Source organism: Pantoea sp. X-Soil-OKNW-556 (assembly GCF_059730695.1).
Window position 1 is genome coordinate 252,868 of the sequence record NZ_AP035992.1, and the last position, 17,449, is coordinate 270,316.

10 protein-coding genes are annotated in these 17,449 nt (G+C 52.3%); 7 read left to right on the top strand and 3 right to left on the bottom strand.

Annotation, left to right across the window (positions count from 1 at the left end; genetic code table 11):
- The first annotated feature begins 91 nt into the window (after positions 1-91).
- Positions 92-637, top strand: a complete 546-nt coding sequence (locus AC6I8T_RS24830) for a chorismate mutase (RefSeq protein WP_497834696.1) — start codon at positions 92-94, stop codon at positions 635-637.
- Positions 638-691: 54 nt separating this feature from the next.
- Here AC6I8T_RS24830 and AC6I8T_RS24835 read toward each other — a convergent pair whose 3' ends face one another.
- On the bottom strand, positions 692-1,852 hold the full coding sequence (locus AC6I8T_RS24835; protein WP_497834697.1) for a lytic polysaccharide monooxygenase: 1,161 nt from the start codon (positions 1,850-1,852) through the stop codon (positions 692-694).
- A gap of 334 nt (positions 1,853-2,186) precedes the next feature.
- Here AC6I8T_RS24835 and AC6I8T_RS24840 point away from each other — a divergent pair, with 334 nt between their 5' ends.
- Complete coding sequence (locus AC6I8T_RS24840) at positions 2,187-3,137, top strand: lytic polysaccharide monooxygenase (RefSeq protein ID WP_497834698.1); 951 nt, start codon at positions 2,187-2,189, stop codon at positions 3,135-3,137.
- A gap of 52 nt (positions 3,138-3,189) precedes the next feature.
- On the opposite strand, the gene AC6I8T_RS24845 is transcribed toward AC6I8T_RS24840, so the two are convergent.
- A complete protein-coding gene (locus tag AC6I8T_RS24845) occupies positions 3,190-3,558 on the bottom strand; it encodes a hypothetical protein (RefSeq protein ID WP_497834699.1) in 369 nt (122 codons plus the stop codon).
- Positions 3,559-3,956: 398 nt separating this feature from the next.
- Here AC6I8T_RS24845 and AC6I8T_RS24850 point away from each other — a divergent pair, with 398 nt between their 5' ends.
- The 3 genes from AC6I8T_RS24850 to AC6I8T_RS24860 all read left to right on the top strand — a co-directional run bounded on the left by AC6I8T_RS24850 (position 3,957) and on the right by AC6I8T_RS24860 (position 12,566).
- The gene (locus AC6I8T_RS24850; RefSeq protein ID WP_497834700.1) at positions 3,957-7,352 is read left to right on the top strand and encodes a Tc toxin subunit A; all 3,396 of its coding nucleotides are present in this window, start codon (positions 3,957-3,959) and stop codon (positions 7,350-7,352) included.
- Positions 7,352-11,047, top strand: a complete 3,696-nt coding sequence (locus tag AC6I8T_RS24855) for a Tc toxin subunit A-related protein (protein WP_497834701.1) — start codon at positions 7,352-7,354, stop codon at positions 11,045-11,047. The genes AC6I8T_RS24850 and AC6I8T_RS24855 overlap by 1 nt, the downstream gene beginning before the upstream one ends.
- Before the next feature lie 340 nt (positions 11,048-11,387).
- Positions 11,388-12,566, top strand: coding sequence for a hypothetical protein (locus tag AC6I8T_RS24860; protein ID WP_497834702.1), 1,179 nt, complete (start codon positions 11,388-11,390; stop codon positions 12,564-12,566).
- 54 nt (positions 12,567-12,620) lie between these two features.
- Here the strand turns inward: AC6I8T_RS24860 and AC6I8T_RS24865 are convergent, their stop codons facing one another.
- Complete coding sequence (locus tag AC6I8T_RS24865; RefSeq protein ID WP_497834703.1) at positions 12,621-14,024, bottom strand: hypothetical protein; 1,404 nt, start codon at positions 14,022-14,024, stop codon at positions 12,621-12,623.
- 285 nt (positions 14,025-14,309) lie between these two features.
- Between AC6I8T_RS24865 and AC6I8T_RS24870 the strand changes: the two genes are divergently transcribed.
- The gene (locus AC6I8T_RS24870) at positions 14,310-15,785 is read left to right on the top strand and encodes an RHS repeat domain-containing protein (RefSeq protein ID WP_497834704.1); all 1,476 of its coding nucleotides are present in this window, start codon (positions 14,310-14,312) and stop codon (positions 15,783-15,785) included.
- A 404-nt stretch (positions 15,786-16,189) separates the two neighbouring features.
- Entirely contained in the window at positions 16,190-17,419 is a 1,230-nt protein-coding gene (locus AC6I8T_RS24875) for a lytic polysaccharide monooxygenase (RefSeq protein WP_497834742.1), read from the top strand.
- Positions 17,420-17,449: the final 30 nt, after the last annotated feature.

The following is a 17,449-nucleotide window of genomic DNA, read 5'->3' on the forward strand; positions in this document are numbered from 1 at the left end:
ATTTACTGCCCCGCTCGCCATCAGGTAAATTATTCTTTGCCTGGCTGCTTTATCAGGAAATGCATCAAAAAGATCACTACAGGGAGAGGTAATGAAGATGAAACATCAGGGTAGAAAGTGGGTCTGGGGAGTGCTGGCGCTGTTGGCATCCTGTTCATGGAGTGCCAGTGCCGCGTCGGTTGGCGGGCTGGTAGGCCAACGTCTGTCAATGATGAAAGACGTCGCCGCCTGGAAAGCCGCCAATCATAAACCCGTGGAGGATTTGCCGCAGGAACAACGCGTACTGGACAGTTCGCTGGCAGAAGCACGTAAACTCGGCCTGTCTCCGGACTCAGTCGCGCCATTTATTCAGGCGCAAATGGATGTCGCGAAGGCGATTCAGTACCGCTATCGCGCCGACTGGCTATCAGACACACACCGTCCAACCCCGCCGCGCTCGCTGGATGAAACCCGCAGCCAACTTAACAGCATCAGCAGTGAAATCCTGCGTCAGCTCTCGCGCGATCTGCGGGTTGACCCTAAAGCGGGCGGCAAAGCATGTAGCGCGTTGCAGTCACTCCGCCTGCATAATTTGACCAATGATGACAAACGCTATCTGTGCCAGACATTACGCCAGGTAAAACGGACCCGGCATTAGCAATAAAAAAGCGTCAACAGCAGAGCCGTTGACGCTTTGTTCACGCATGAAAACTTACTTCACCAGTTGCCACAAACTATGTGCCACGCCCGGTGCCCAGTCGCTCTGTGATTTGTTGTCGTTCAGACACTTATACGTCTGGCCGTTATGCGTCACCGTATCACCTGCGAAATACTGATGACCCACCACCCAGGCGCTGCCTTGTGGGGTTTCAGTACCTGGCTCATCGCCGCCCGGTTGCTGCGGGATACTGTCTTTGACTTCCACCTGGATATCTTTCGACACGCTACCAAAATCGTTTGTTGCTGTCAGACGGTAGGTCGCGGTACCGGTATGGTCACCCTTAACCCAGGCGCGTGGTGCGGTGATATTCGGACCTTCCAGTCTGCGAGTGGTAGGCGCTGCATGTTTCTCCTGCAACTGGAATTTGTCGAAACCTTCCACCACTTCCCAAATGTAGTTGTTGGCATACTGGGTGTTGGATGCATCCATCGCATAAGCCGCGTTGGCGCTGTTCTTCTCCACCACGATTTTGTTCTGTGCAAAATGGATGACCGGTTTATGCTGCTGTTCCTGGGAACCATCATCATCACCACCACCGATGTTACTCCCGCTGAACTCAACATCAGCTATGTTATAGAACGCCGCGCTGGTGTCATTGACCGTCCAGACGGCCAGAATCGCCTGATATCCTTCGCGGGCCGGAACATTACAGGTATGGCTGTCAGTCTGCCCCGGACGCTCTCCATTACGGCTAACGGTACAGAATGGCGTGGATTCAAAAGAGGCGCGCGACAGTGCCTGATTTGGGTTCCAGTTATTTTTGGTGATGAAATATTCGTATTTCGTGGTCGGATGCGGTGAAGTAAAGTACCAGGTAAACTGATGCTCACCAGCAGACATCGGGGTCTTATTCCAGCGCGTTTCGCTTTGCGCATCCAATTCAGGACCACGCACACTGTTAGCGCTGGCAATCATACCATCAAGTAGTTCACCCAGAGGATAACCCTTGCCTCTTTCCAGACTTTGCGGCTCATACTGAATATCCCCGCAGCCGGTGTTCATCTTTTCAGTGGGATAGTTTTTATCATGAGTTTCCTTGATCTTATTACACAATACCGCACGCGCCGGTGGGTCCAGTAAGTAACCATGTGACCAGGCCGCACCACTGACCAACAGGGTTGTAACAGCAAATGCCAGTTTGTTAAGTTTCATATTTATTGCTCATCAATATTAAGTTGAAATGAATGCAATCCCACGATTCTGCGGTGAAGCTGTAAGAAAACGTGTTAATTGGTGATTCATTATGAATTCGGCATGGAATATAGATACCCTGGTCACCTGGCGGAATAAGGTTTTTCTCTTCTACAGCGGGAATAGCAGAATAATTAAACTAAAAAACCATTATCTCGTGTAGAAATCGCAACTTCTCGCTCGGGATAAGAAGTTACTCATTCAACCGGGCTGCGTTATTCAGCAAAATCACGGGAAAATTCTATTACCTGACAATCAGGTTTTATTCTTCGCGCGAGAATCGACGAGAACAGTTATGAAATTCAATAAATCCGCTATGACCCTGGTCGGCTTACTGGTGAGCGGTGTGGCATATTCGCAAGGTTATGTGGTGGACCCACCTTCGCGGGCGGCTATGTGCAAGCAGGGCAAAAATAACCAATGTGATAACGAAGCGATGTATATCGCGGATCGGGTCATCAACTCAACCGCATTCAGCGATGATTTTCCTGATGATGGCAGACTGGCCAGCGGTGGCCTGTTACAGTTTTCATCATTAAATAGCGAACGCGCCACCCGCTGGGAAAAGAATTCGCTGGAAAAAGGCAACGTTGATATTAGCTGGCAATTCACCGCGCCTTCCCGTGTGTCAAGTTATAAATATTATCTCACCAAACCAGACTGGCAAAAAAGGCTGGATAAGGCCAACCATCTGACGCGCGACAGTTTTGCCAGCAAACCTTTTTGCACCCAGCGTGGCAGTGATGAAAGCGTACAGGGACTGGTCACCCATCGTTGCCAATTACCCGACAGTCAGGGCTATCAATTAATTTATGCCGTGGCGGAAATGGAATCCGCTGCCAGCGGCAGCCACGAGCGTATTTATAACGTGGTTGATGTCGATATTGATCACATCAAAATTGGTCGTCCCACACCAGTTAATAGCGAATGGACCAAAGAGATCGCGACAATCGACCAACTGGTCAACGGCGAGCCGATGATAGCCCCGCAGGGTAAAACCATTAACGTGCATTTTTTAAGCAATGAAGCGGATAAAACGGCGCGTGATTTACATGTATCTTTACCTGCCGGGGAAGAGAGCGCGTGGAGTTATTATGTGGCAGAAATGATCAACGGCACATATACCCGTATCCGCGCCGGGGCAATGCATGACGACGGGAATGTTTATCCCGAAAAAGACCGAATAAACAGCATATACGTTAAGGCGAACAACCCCATTACTCATGCCGAAATTTCGTTTCGTTGATGGGGGAAATGTTTATAGAGCGGCGCGACAAATCGCACCGCTACGACAGGCGCTATTTATTAATCTGGCAATCTATTTTTTCAGCACGACAAAACATCGAATCCTGACCATTTCCTGCCTCACATTTTTTCTGCACCGTCAGACGCGTTTCCAGCTCGGTGCGACCGAAGGCAGAATATTCCGTGCCAAAAGTTTTCACTTTACAGAAATATTGACGTTCAATGGCGGCACCGACGGGTTTGCCGTAACCGGGCCGTTGATGACCAACATAAATATTCACGTCGGGCGCGGAAGGAAGCGGGCGTTCACTACGTTCGTCTTCGCGACGGGTGTCACGTCCCTGCATATAACCGTCCCGATAAGCCTGCTGCATCGCGTTACGGCTATTTTCCGGGCAGAAATTAATATAGTCGCTGTCCATAGGCCCCCCTGCTGCGCCATCGTTCATTCCGCGGGTAAAACTGGTGTTGGCATTGCAGGAGCGGGAATCCACCAGGTCTGAAGACTGAAGAGTACAGCCGGATAACATCACTAAAGTTGCAGCCGTTAAAATAACGCGTTGTAACGCATCAAATTTCATAAAATATTCTCACCATCATTGAAAAAACGTCACCGGGCATGAAGCCACCCGCCATAACATCGTCGTATTTATTCCTTTTATGACACCCGCTTTCCATCAGTCGGGTTCGAAAAAACAGTCCTCCCTTATTTGTCATACCTGTTCACGCCGGTTGAGCAGTATTTTTGCAATCTGGTTCTCTTTACCCTGGTTCCCGTTTGCCTTACGGCACAACGCTCTCTCAGCAATAAAGGAACCCTATGATGATCTCTCATTCTCCTGAACAACCGGACCTGCTGTTGCAATTGCAGCAACAAATGGCCGAATTTGGTATCTCCTCGGTGTTCGATGTGGTGAATAAAAGCTGTGCGCAGCTTATTCACGACTATCAGGACCGCTTTTCTCCGGAAACCATCGCGACGTTTTACCAGGCGGCCCAGAGCCGCGCCAGCCAGATCACGCGTCACTATCTGAATCACCACGCCAGCGGCGCATTTGCCCTCTCGCCCCTGGCGCGCAGTATCAAACGTGCGACCTGGCCAGAGTTGTTCCCTGAAGATATCAACGCCTTCTGCCCACCGGACAGCATCGAATCTGTCGATTCACCGGTCGCCTATCTTAATAACCTGTATCGCCTTGCGCTCGATATTGAATCTCGCGCCGGAGGTGAGGTGCAGACCCTGGCACAGCGCCGCCCCGATATCGCCAGCCTGCTGATTGACGCCGACAGCGCCTACACCGCGCTGCCCACCCAGCAACTGGTAAACGAAATCCTGCAACAGAAACTCCAGACAGACAGCGATCAGTCGCTGACACAGAGGCTGGCTCGTCACCGCTATCCCTTTATCCTGCCATTGGACAGCGCCGCCAGCACCACCCACCTCGGTTTGCAGGCACTGAACACCCGCTGGGATGAAGTGGTGCTGGAAAATATGCTCCAGCCTGCGTTTCTCGCGCCTCCCGCCGATCCCGACGCCACCCGGCAACTCCGCCAGTCACAACGCGCCAGTCTGGTGCTGGCTCCGGAGCTGATGGCGTTGTGTCGGGAACAGCCGGTTTGGTACTCCGCCGTGCTATGTAATCAGCATGACATCAAAGCCAGCAACGGCGAGCCGCTGGATCTGCTGACCTTAAACGGCCCGGATATTAGCTACCTGCAACCCTGGTTGCCTGGACAGGCGACCGCCAGCGACTACAGCCGCGCGTTTGTTGTTCCGCCACAGGATCATGTGGTGTGCGATCCACCCGCCACGGCGGTGACGATGGCGGTTGACGATGATTTAACTAAATCAAGCAAGTTTTCCCTTGTCTGTCAGCCGCTGGTGGGGAGCAGCGAACCACTCACGGTCACCCTTACCGGGCACAGCGTTGAGATCAATACCACGACCACCCTGTTACGCCCGGTGCATGTGGCGACCGCGCATAAAGGTGAACCGCACCCACGTCAGCTGCGCCTGCGGCTGGATACCGCCAGCCTCGGAACCCTGGATGCCAATGCCGCCTGGCTTGGCGAACTGCGCATCTGCGCGCGAGAATATTATTCGCAGCAGGATATGACTGAGTTTCGCTATGCGGTGGTTATCCAGGGCAGCAACAATCGCGCCACGCAGCAACTGGCTCGCCTGTATGCCAACACCCACTACGGTCAGACACTGTATGATCAGGTGGTGGCGGCTCCGCTGCTGCAACTGCCGCTCACAACGGTGCTGGAAAGCTGCCAGCTCACGCGCAGCGAACTGGAAAAACAGCTGTGCCTACAGGATGCGGTGCCTGCCGTGTCTGACGCCTGCCCTGCCATCCCCCCCACCAGCTGGCAGTATGGTGCCGCCTGGCTGCACGGTAGCCACGGCCCGGCGATTACGCTCGATGATGACTATCTGACCGGACCGGCGGCAATGCTCAACCGGCTTCACGTTTTCCTGCGTCTGCAACAGGCGCTGGGACTGAATAATGTCGAACTCGATCAGCTGCTGACCGCCTGTAACCGCGCGCAGTATCAGGGGGCATCGGGCGATATGCCAATCTCCGGTTGCACCCTGCGTGCACTCGGTCTGTTCCAGTTGTGGCAGCAGCGTTATCAGATCAGCGCCGGGCATTTCGCGGCGCTGCTGGACGAAATCAGCCCGTTCACCATCAAACCGACTCTCTCCTTTTTCGACCGCCTGTTTAATCAGAATTGTGGCGATGAAGAGAAACTGCGGCTGGATAACGCGCTGTTTGAGCACAGCCCGGTTGGTGATCTGCCCGCCTGGAGCAAGCGCCTGTGCGCCGGTCTGAAAATCAGTGAGAATGACTATCGCCTGCTGGCACCGGTACTGGAAAACGCCCTGCAATCCCGTATCACAGCCGGGGCCGTCGCTGATGGCAGCAGCGAGCCACTTAGCGGTAAGCTGCGTCGGTCGCTGTTCGTGGTGTCGGCGTTTTTCCGCGTCGTCTCAGTATTCCGCCTGCTGGGCTGCGACGTTGAAGACGGGATGGCGCTGGTCAGTCTGCCGGGCAACGCTGTCGCCAATATCTGGCAACAACTGGCTGGACAGCCGCGGATGTATGACCGTCTGAGTAGCGAACCTGGTGCAGCCGCCATTGACGCCACGCTGACGGAAAAAGACGACATCCTTGATGTACTGGTCCGTCTGGAACAGCAGGCACGCTTCCTGCAACAGATGAACACTGCCCCCCGGACGCTGGCGTTTATGCTGGCCGACAATGCCACGGTGACCGATACCGATCCGCTGCGCCAGTGGTTCACCACGCTGGTGAGCACGCTGGCACCGGCGCTGGTGACCGCAGACTGGCTAATGTCATTGCCGCTGCCTCTGCGGGATAACGACGCGGCCGCCCTTGACTGGCTGGCGATCCTCAGCGATCTGGTGGACAGCCAGGGTCTGCTGAGTGCCACGTTAACCCAGGCGAACCTGACCGCTGCCGTGGTCAGCGCCACCGCCGAGCTGAAACTCAGCAACCTCGCCACCCTGCAACAAACGTTATCTGCCGCCCTCGGCATGCAACTGGACAACCAGCACAAAATCGCCCGCAATGCGCAGGCGACACAATTCAATCTGACCGAACCGCTGGTCAGCGCCCTGTTGCGCTGGATGATGCTGACGCCGTATCAGCTGTTAAGCGTGGCGCTCACCTGCACCGCCACGGCCACATCGGCTGCCGGTCTGGCGCTGGTGGCGCGCATCAGCCGCTATGTCATGGTGATCAACGGCCTGAAACTCAGCCCGCAGGTCATTAGCGCGCTGGCGGATCGCCCGGCCAACTGGCAGGCCACCCCGGCCAGCTTAACTCTCACGTTGATATGGAACCTGTACTGCTTTGCCGAACTGCGCGACAGCGTTGATAACGGCGAAGCGCTGATCCTCAGCTGGCTGGGCCGCACCAATGATGAAACTGCGACAGAACAACTGAAAATCCTGTTCGGTTTCAGTGACAGCGATGCGCAGAGCGCGCTGGCTCAGGGTGGACTCTCCACCGTTACCGGTCTGTCACGCTTGTTGCGTCTGCGTAACCTCGCGCGTCGCAGCGGGCTGGGGCTGTCCACCTTAATCCACGCCGCGACTCTGGCACCGGAAGCCAGCCTGACAGCCCGCCAGCCGCTGGCCGACTCGCTGCTGCATACCCTGCGCGCTCATTCTCAGGAGAACCTCTGATGACTCAATCCATACTGACCCGTTTAGCACAACAGCAGCACGATGCCCTGGTCGCGCTGTATATCGATAATGAAAACCGCAGCCGCAGCGCTGCAATGCCGGTGAAAGACGTCATTGCCGCCTATGAACGCCTGCTGATCGACCCGCTGGTGTCGCAAAAGGTCACCACCACCCGCGTGGCGGAAGCGATTGCCAGCCTGCAACTCTATCTGGGGCGTATTTGCCAGAATCTGGAGGCGGGTTTACAGGCCGCACCGGAGGAGACCGAACAATGGCAGAGCTGGCAGCATCGCTATGCCCTGTGGGCCGGGTTACGCAAGCTGGAAAGCCAGCCGGAAAACTATCTGGATCCAGCGATGCGCCAACGTCCGACACCGCTGTTTACCGACCTGCAACAGAAACTGCAACAGGGCAAACTCACGGACGCGCTGATCCAGGACGCGGTGCTTAACTACCTGAGGGATTTTGAAGAAATCGGCTCCCTGAACATTCTCACCGCCTTTCAGGAGGGGGATGATCCGCAAACTGCACGATTCTGGTTTATCGGCCGCACGCGTAGCGAGCCGCAAACCTACTACATCCGCAGCCTCGATCTGCGCGAAACCGGGGGTAGCGATACCGCGCCTTCGATTAATGCCTGGAGCGACTGGGAAAAAATCAATCTGTCGTTTGGCAACATCGGTGAACGGGCGATTCGTCCAATCAGCTATCAGGGCCGCCTGTACATCGCCTGGTATGAGATCGGAGAGACACGCGACAGCGCCAATAATGTAAGGACAAATACCCTGCTGCGTGTCGCAGAACAGCGGCTGGATAAAAGCTGGGCGATCATTGCCGAGAAGACGTTTTCCGGCAACGTAGCCAGATTTATGGCGGCAGGCTATCTCGTAACCACGAAGTCTTTTGGTGAAGAAATCGCGGGTATTACTCTGAGTCTTCTCAACAGCTACGGCAATTATATGGGCATGTATCTCAGCGAAGAAAACAACATGTCAGTACAGGAGCTTGCGGATGATGCGTTATTTCAAGGCCATGTTGCTCTTTATCATACCAACGATGAGGCATGCCAATTTTTTGTACAAAAAAACTTTGAGAAGGCACCTGCAAACCGTAATTTCTGTGCGCTGATACACCAGGGTAATGCCGAGATGATTGTGGGGGTTCGTGAAGCCGATACGGCGATTCGTTATATGCAAACCCCAGTCAACGATGAAGGCACAAAGCGCAACTATATTCTTACCACCTCGTTTGCCCGTCGTTTCATCCCTTATGCGCAGCAGGGCATGGAGCGGTTATTCAGCTGGCAGACACAAAACCTTACCGAGCCTGCACTCTACAAAGGTGATACCAGCGATCCCAACACCCATGAGTTACCGATCGATTTCTACGGTGCCTATGGCCGCCATTTTTACGAGCTGTTCCTGCATCTGCCGTGGCTGGTGGCGAACACCCACACCGAGCAACTGAGCTTTGAGGCGGCGCAAAAGTGGCACAATCGCCTGTTTACCCCGCAGCAGAAAGAGGGGCGTTATTTCCAGGTACGCGCGCTGGCAGAAGCCCATGATGCCGCCCGTCGTCAGATGCCAAACGATGCCGACAGCCTGGCGCTCAGCCATCCGGTGATTTACTGCAAAGGATTATTTTACAACTATATTCGCTTCCTGCTGGCGCGTGGCGACACCCTCTATCGCGAGCTAACTCGTGACAGCCTGAATGAAGCGAAGCAGTTTTATATGCAGGCACTGGCGTTGTTTGGGGAGAACCCGCTCCAGGCCACCGCACAGCACTGGCAACCCATTGCCCTCGCCGATCTGGCCACCAGCGGCAGCAGTGTACTGCGCGAACTGGAAGCGCGCTTCGATGCCCCGCTGCAACCGTTGCAGCAGACTGACGGCAGCGCGGCGACACGTAATACGCTGTTCCGGGAACCGCAGAATCCGTTGCGTAGCGAGATGTGGGAATTGTTGCAGACCCGCATCTATAACCTGCGCAACCTGCTGACCCTTGACGGCAGACCGATGAGTCTGCCGCTGTATGACACACCAGCCGATCCTGCTGATTTACAAAAAGCGCTCGCCAGCGGCCAGGGTGCGGCGGTCAGCGCAATTCAGCAGAACCTGGCGGTGCCGCCGTTCCGCTATCCGGTGATGCATGAACGTGCGCTGCGTGCCACTGAAACGCTGATCCAGCTGGGCAACAGCCTGCTCAGCGCGCTGGAACGTAAAGACGGACTGGATCTGGAAAACCTCCAGTACAACCATCAGCAGCAACTGCTGGATTTCACTGTCACCATGCAGTCCATGACGATTGAGATGGGTGAACACAGCCTGATGTCGCTGGAAAGATCGCGCGAAGCCGCCCAGGCGCGTTACGACCACTATCAGGGACTGGAAGAAACCGGGTTTATTGCCGAGGAGAAAACGGATATCAAACTGCGCCAGGCGGCGGCAATGACTTTTACTGCGGCAAGTGGTTTCTTTGCCGCCGGTTCAATAGCGGCCTGTATTCCCAATATCGCCGGGATGGCGGTCGGTACGCCCGGCGCATCCCAGGTGCTGTTCGGCATCGGTTACGGTTTTAATGGGGTTGGGAGCGCCCTGAGCGGGGAAGCCGATGTCAACCGCTCCTACGCCGATCTCGCCCGCCGCCGTCAGGACTGGCAACTGCAACGCACCCTCGCCGACAAAGACGGGCAGCAAATTGAGGCGCAAATCGCCGCGCAACAGCAGCAGAACGCCCAATACCGTCGCCAGCTGGCACAGACGCAGCGCCAGCAGCAGCAGGTGAACGAGCTGCTGGACTTCTGGAGCCAGCGCGTCACCAGCGCCCAGTTGTATCAGTGGCTGATTGGTCAGTTACGCCGCCTGTTTAACCAGGCGTGGGATGCCACCCTCAGCCTGTGCCTTGCCACTGAGGCGGCATGGCGTTGTGAAACCGGTTGGTTCAGCGAGCCGTCGTTACTACGCAACAGTGGCTGGAACGACGCCAGCTACGGCCTGCTGAGCGGTGAAACCCTGAAGCTGGCGCTGTTGCAGATGGAGCAGAAATACCTGCTGCACTATGAGCGTCATCTGGAGCTGACCCACACCTTGTCGCTGAAATCGCTGCTCGAGCAGAACGGTAGCTGGCAGGTGGTGGCGCAACAGATCGCACAGATTGAAGCCGGGACCTTCCAGGGCACCAGCCTGAAGATCCCGTTCTCGTTGCCGGAAGCGCTGTTTGCTGAGCGGCACCCGGGGCTGTATCAGCGTCGGCTGATCCAGGTGGCACTGTCGATCCCGGCGGTGATTGGGCCGTATCAGAACGTGTGTGCCCAGTTGACGCAGACCGGCAGCAACTTCCTGCTGACGCCGGATCTGGAAGCGTGGAAAAACCTGCACGCTGGCAACACTCACCATGCCGGTATCTACCAGAACCTGCGCGCCTCGCAGCAGGTGATCCTCTCAAGCGGCTTTGAAGACAGTGGGCTGTTTGTTGAGAACCTGAGCGACGAACGATACCTACCGTTTGAAGGCAATGGCGTGCATTCCAGCTGGGAGCTGCAATTCCCCAACGTCAGCCGCCTCGAACAGCAGCAACTACTGAGCCGCATGACCGACATTATTCTGCGCGTTCGTTACCGTGCACTGGATGGTGGCGAGCGGTTTGCTGACGGCGTGCTGGCGACCCTGACACCATCAGAACCGGAAACTTAAGCTGCATTTTACTCACGGCCTCGTAAGAGGCCGTTTTTTTGCGGTATTGATATGACGCAAGTTAATCTGAATATACCGTTTTCTCTCTTATCTGCGTTTGCATGCCCCCTTCAGAGATAAATAAAAAGATACGTTAACTAACGATAAATAAGTTCTCATGTTCCGCTCTGAATTTATCTTAAATAAAAAATCACAACATTTTTATTTATCTCATGAATTAAGTGTTGTTACCTTCTCTCGCGTCCGACAAAACCCTATAACAAACACCCACAAAATATTAGAACCATGTTACACGGCAAGGGAATACCCTTCTTTTCTTCGATTTATTGCGAGGTCTGGCATGCCCATTTTTAACCTGGCTGTTGCAGTACAATATCCTATTAACACGATATCCCAATACTGTTCTGGCACCTTCCTGTTTGGTAACGCCACCATTGAAAACACCACCCACACATTATCATCAAATACGCCATCGGCACTTCCCCCCCTGAAGTACACCGCATCACAACTGCTGCACGCGCCACTTCCCAGCTTGCGCAATGCGGCAACGGGGTTTGCAGGTGCTTTAGCGGCACACTACACTGCACAGATTCCCAGGGAATGGGCCAGAGGCATTATAAGTGGTGCTAATTTTTTTGCCGCATTACAAAAGGCGACAGAAATAGTAAGACAATGGCCGACGTTCATTGCTGCATCGAATGCCGAGAAAGCAAAAATGATTCTCACCGAGCTGGTGCCAATATTGGTCAGCATATCCGCCTCAGTTTTTATCAGTGAACCGGGTAAGATGGTCGGTTATATCCTTATTCCTCCCATTCTCGACTATCTTTTAAACCATGTTTTACCCAATTCAACCGACACCCGAACGTTAGCTGTCACCACCCCCTTGCAGATGATAAATAAATTTGGCAGCTATGAATTTATTTACCACCTGGTAGTACTGCCGCCAGGATTACGCCTACTGGAAATTCCGTGCAGGAAATCCGCCTCGGAATTCTTATTCCGTAACTTAGAAACCCTGTCACATATGGTAAAGAAGGGTTCACTGGATGATCCGAATCAAATCACGGTGCCTACCCTGAGTGCAACCTATGGCACCCCTTCTTATGAAATCACCACCCTGGTTAACACGCTGCTCGCCAGCATCCATGTCAATAACCTGATCTTTTTCTGTGATCTGTTGAGTAAATCGACCGGGCTACACGGTCCCTCAATTAACAATACTATCGGCGTGTTGGCGACTGTCTGGAACAGCACCATCAGTGTCAGTTTATTCGGAATAATGTCCAAATCACTTGGCTTAAAACCTGAGTCCACCACGTACACGCGACAAGAGCCCTTTAAATACACCTATAAGGATGGCAACAAAAGAATCGCCGATAAAGAAAACTCAGAAGATGCTCTGGCCGCTACCATGTTCAATACCAATATCATGCCATCCGTCTATTTAGTATCGGATGTCGTTCTCACAAAATTCACGGATATGCAACATGATGAGTCGGTGAAAGACGTTGTATAATACGTTCAACGGCCTCACCAGAGGCCGTTGGCATTTTATCCGTGCCGTGATGGTTCAGGAGGTTTTAGGTATATATTTACTGATCCATCTGCCACCGAATGTCGTCTCGATTTTTGTGCCTTGATGATCGATGACCCCTGCTTTAATTCCCGGCGCCCAGTTAATGATACTCATGTCTGTACGGTTGCGCGCCGGCAAAATTGTCGTTAACAGGTGCGATGATGCAATCATACTGCCAATAGCAGCCATGAGTTGGTCGCTGGCCTTGTCATCCACATATGTATATGCAACAGCACCACAGCTCAATGTTCCGAGAAAGATAACAGCCAGTTTGAGCCACTCATCGGTTAACGAGTAACTGTGTTTTTCTGAACCCCTCCCGATGAGTGTGGAGCACGACGCGCCTTTCCCTCCCAACGCATGAAAACCGACGATGCCATAACCACGCAGCACGCTCTCATACGTAACGGTAACACCTGGAATTTTCTGATATTTTTGCTGTTCATTTAACTCAAAGCCAGCACTCAAAAATACTCTTCGCCTGATAATAGTCCTTGCCTGAGCGTAGAGATCCGCCGTGGAGGTAGCGACACCAAAGTATTGCTTCAGAATATTTAGGGTCTTTGATAACGCCACTTCAACATAACCACAACCTTCAATAGTGAATTTTTTGGGTCTGTCATTAGCGTTGAAAGGCGTGAAAGGGTTTTTACTCTCCGGCACGACAAACCTTAATTGCAGGCCCATTTTGGCCGAAACCGCAGTGACACGTTCATAGGGAAACGACATGGCAAAACTGAGTAGCAAAACCGTTGTTTTAACGTCCAGATATTCCAGCAAAAAACCGCCAATGATATCGAGGTTTTTCAACCTGGCAGACTCACTACAATCTTTATTTAAGTTTGTCATCCTTGCGAACGATTCTTCACACTCTTTTTCCTGATCCTTCAAGGTCTTTTGCAGTTCTGTTAACTCGTGTTGTTGCTCCGCAGTAAATTCCGTTGTCTCATGTTGTTCTGACATTTCATTGATAATTTGCGTTGTCGCTTCACGATTATGCTCTGCTGAACCCCAGAGGAGTGCGGCATCGACCAGTTTTTCGATCCGCTCTGGTGCCCAGTGTGTCGACTGTTCCAATGCCGCCACCGTTTCATCTCTCGCCGTCTTTCCTTTGTCGATACATTCCTTCAACATTTTATCAATTTGCTTAAAGGCTTTCTCTTGCAAACCGGTATTTACCTTATTCATTATCTGACAGAACGTATTATGAATGGCAAAAGGCAAGGTAAAAGGTGACATAACAAGGCTCTTCACGCGATTTAAACATGAGAGGATTTCACCCGTTGTATTTTTCAGCAGCTTAATGTTTTCAGAAAGCCGATAAGCAGGTGTATCTCGATGACATTGTGACTTATCTGTATAGTCGAGATTAACAGATATCGATCCAATTTCAGACATAACATCTCCTGACAGGAAATAAAAAATAAAATTGTAGCCCATCAGGCTAATTTCATTTCAAGCGCGCCATGATAAAAAACTCAAAATAAAATGATTATACCTTCACAAACACAGATGAAGAGTTAATAAATTCGTCACAATAAAATCCAAAAAAAATAAAAATGAAACAAAAGCAGCTTCTAATTTAAGATAAGCTTCGTGGTCTTAACTTACCACCATTCCGGTGTTAATCGGACATCACGCAGGTTATGTTTCCGCCTCCCTTATTCGTTCCAGGAGCTGAAAATGACCGACATGACCGTTGATACCTTCACGCCAAAACTGGCAGTGCGGGATAACCGCGGCAATACCGTGCGCGAAGTTGACTGGTATCGCCGTGATAGCACACAAGAACCCAGCCCACGCATCACCCGCCATCAATTTAATCTTCGTAATCAGCTAAGCAGCAGTATCGACCCACGCCAGTTTTTGCGCGCGCAATCTGAGAAAGATGTGATAGAGAATATGCGCTATCGCTACAGTCTGAGTGGTCGTGAGCTACGTACCGACAGTGTGGATGCGGGCGCACGTTTGACGCTCAATGACAGCATCAATCTTCGCTTTGTGACCTTCGACAGCCGCAAAACGTTTACCCGCTGCGAATATGATAAATACGCGCGTCCTGTTGCGCTATTTGAACAACTGCACGGCGCAGCGGAATGCTGTGTTGATCGTTACTGCTATGGAGAAATTAACGCGACCGATAACGCACGCGGTCAACTGATTCGCCATGATGATCCGGCCGGTTATGTGCTGACACCACGCTTTAATTTGCAGGGTAAAGCCAGCGATGAAACCCGCCACTTCCTGCTCGCTGAGATAGCAGATCCCGACTGGCCTGTCGCCATCGCCGAACGCGATGCCCAATGTGAATCCGAAGGCTTTACCACCCGCTGGCTTTACGCGCCAGGCGGTGAAATCATCCGTCAGACCGATGCCTGCGGCAATATTCAGGCGCATCGCTACACCCTGCTGGGGCTACCTTTCTCCTGTGAAGTCACACTGGCGGCGTTGGATGAACAACCCGAAACCCTGATACCGGTACTGTTATCCACCGAATATGATGTCTTCAATCAAGCGTGTCGTGAAGTCGCAGGCAACAACGTGACGACCTGGCGCGAATATTGTCCCGCACTGCAACGTCTGCTGCGTATTCTGGTTCGCGCTCCTGGACAACAAGGACGCCAGTATGGCGCTGTCTTGCAGGATTTACTTTACGGATATGATCCTGCGGGCAATGTGATTACTCAGGATGATGCCGCACAGCCCACCTCCTTCTTTCGCAATCAACGCGTCGATGGGCTGTGTACCTACCGCTACGACACTCTTTATCAGTTGATTGAAGCCACCGGCCAGGAAAGTATCAAAGCGGGCATTCAGGGGCCGGATTTGCCTGAGCGTGAACCGCTAACCGGACCGGATGCCGCCCAACGCGTTAATTACACCCGCGAATATGATTATGATGAGGGCAATAACCTGATCGTGATGCGTCACCGTAGTGATAATGGCAACAAACGTTACACGATGACGATGGTCGTCTCTCCCACCTCCAACCGGGCGGTGAAACAGGATGCCTCCGGCAGTATCAAACCCGAGGATGTTGACCCTTTCTTTGATGCTAACGGCAATCTGTTGGTGCTTAACACCAATCAACCCATGACCTGGGATGCGCGTAATCAGTTAAAATCAGTGGCATTGCCTGGCAGTACGAAAAGCGAGTGAAGTTTTTTGTGTGCCGTCTGAAACAATGACGGCGCATAAAGAAAAACATTCCCTGAATATTTAATTTCTCTAACACAATATAAATGAAACCGTCTCGTCTATTTTCTTTCATCTGACATAAAATTCATTTGTTAAATATTAAGCGAAGTGAGATAACGCTACGCAATGTAACTTCACCCCGCTAACAGACTTATTAACGCCTCGCTTAATAACTCTCAACCAACCTCTGGAAAAATAATTAATATCGCTCTATACCTTTCCTGAGAGGAATTTCCCCGGGCTCTACCCGGCCTATTAATTCGCACGCTAATCACCTATGCCGTATTTTAACTTTATCACGACTGGTTACTGTAGGAATTAATTCTATGAAAATAATCAAGATAGGCTCGACCCTGCTAAAAGGAATGACAATATTAATCTCGTTTTTGTTATCCCAATTATCCTATGGTCACGGTGCGGTTTCTTACCCTGCTTCGCGACAATTACAATGCTTTCAGGATGGTGCCATATGGGGACCGATAGAAAATGTGCCAAACGCTGGCTGCCGTGCCAGTTTACAAACCTCGCAGCAATATCCGTTTGTCCAGTGGCCCGAAGTGGCGGCCAATCCTGAACATCCCGATGATGATCAGAGCGTTAAACTGGCAGTACCGGATGGATCGTTATGTGCCGCCGGGGATAAAAGAAAAATCGGTCTGGACGCACCACAAAATGCCGGTTGGAAGATGACCGATGTTGAGTCAGGGAAACCCATTCAGCTCACCTGGGCCGCAACGGCAGCGCATAATCCCGCCACTTATCGTGTCTATATCACCCGCCAGGACGCAAATTTTCAGGGGCGCGAACTGCAATGGGATGACTTAACGCTGATCGCCAGCGGGCAAATGCCATCACCGGCTCCCGCCACGCCCTATCCGGAATATAGAATTCCGGTCACCCTACCGGCTAACCGCACTGGCACCGCCATTCTTTATAGCGTCTGGCAGCGTATCGATGCCGGTAATGAAGGTTTCTTCAACTGTAGCGATATCCGGTTCGATAACACGGAAAACCCCGGCACTCCGGAACAACCGGCAGATGAGTGGATTGAAGACAAAGCCTTTATTAATCCCGCCTTCCCGGCCCCCCGAGAAGGTGATCGGATTCGTTTCCGCCTGATGGACGGCAGCAAAGCGAGTGGTCAGGAACTGGTGGATATTAATATCTCCATCACCACCAGCAACGAAAACAACTTCCGCTGGGCAGAGGAACTTGCCAACGTTCTGAATAAACAAGATAAATATCTCCAGGTTGGGATAAAAGATAACGGCAATATTCAATTCGATGGTGATGAGAGCCGTGTTCATCAAAACCTGGTATGGGTGAAAGATGCACGTAACACCAGTTATATGGAATATATGAAACCGGATGAACCAGGGCAGGGACCCGATAATGGCGAAGTCCAAACCTGGCCTGCCGGTATTGGTAACTACAAACTGGGCGAAAGCGTGGTCAAGGGTGCAGACGGCAATCTCTGGCGCTGTCGTCCCTTCCCACAAGGCGGATGGTGTAACATTAATAATCCGGTTTATGAACCTGGCGGCAAGAATATGATTAAGGATGAAAACAGCCAGGCCTGGGAACGGGTGAAATAGATCCCTTCACTCCCTGAGATCTGTCGCGGC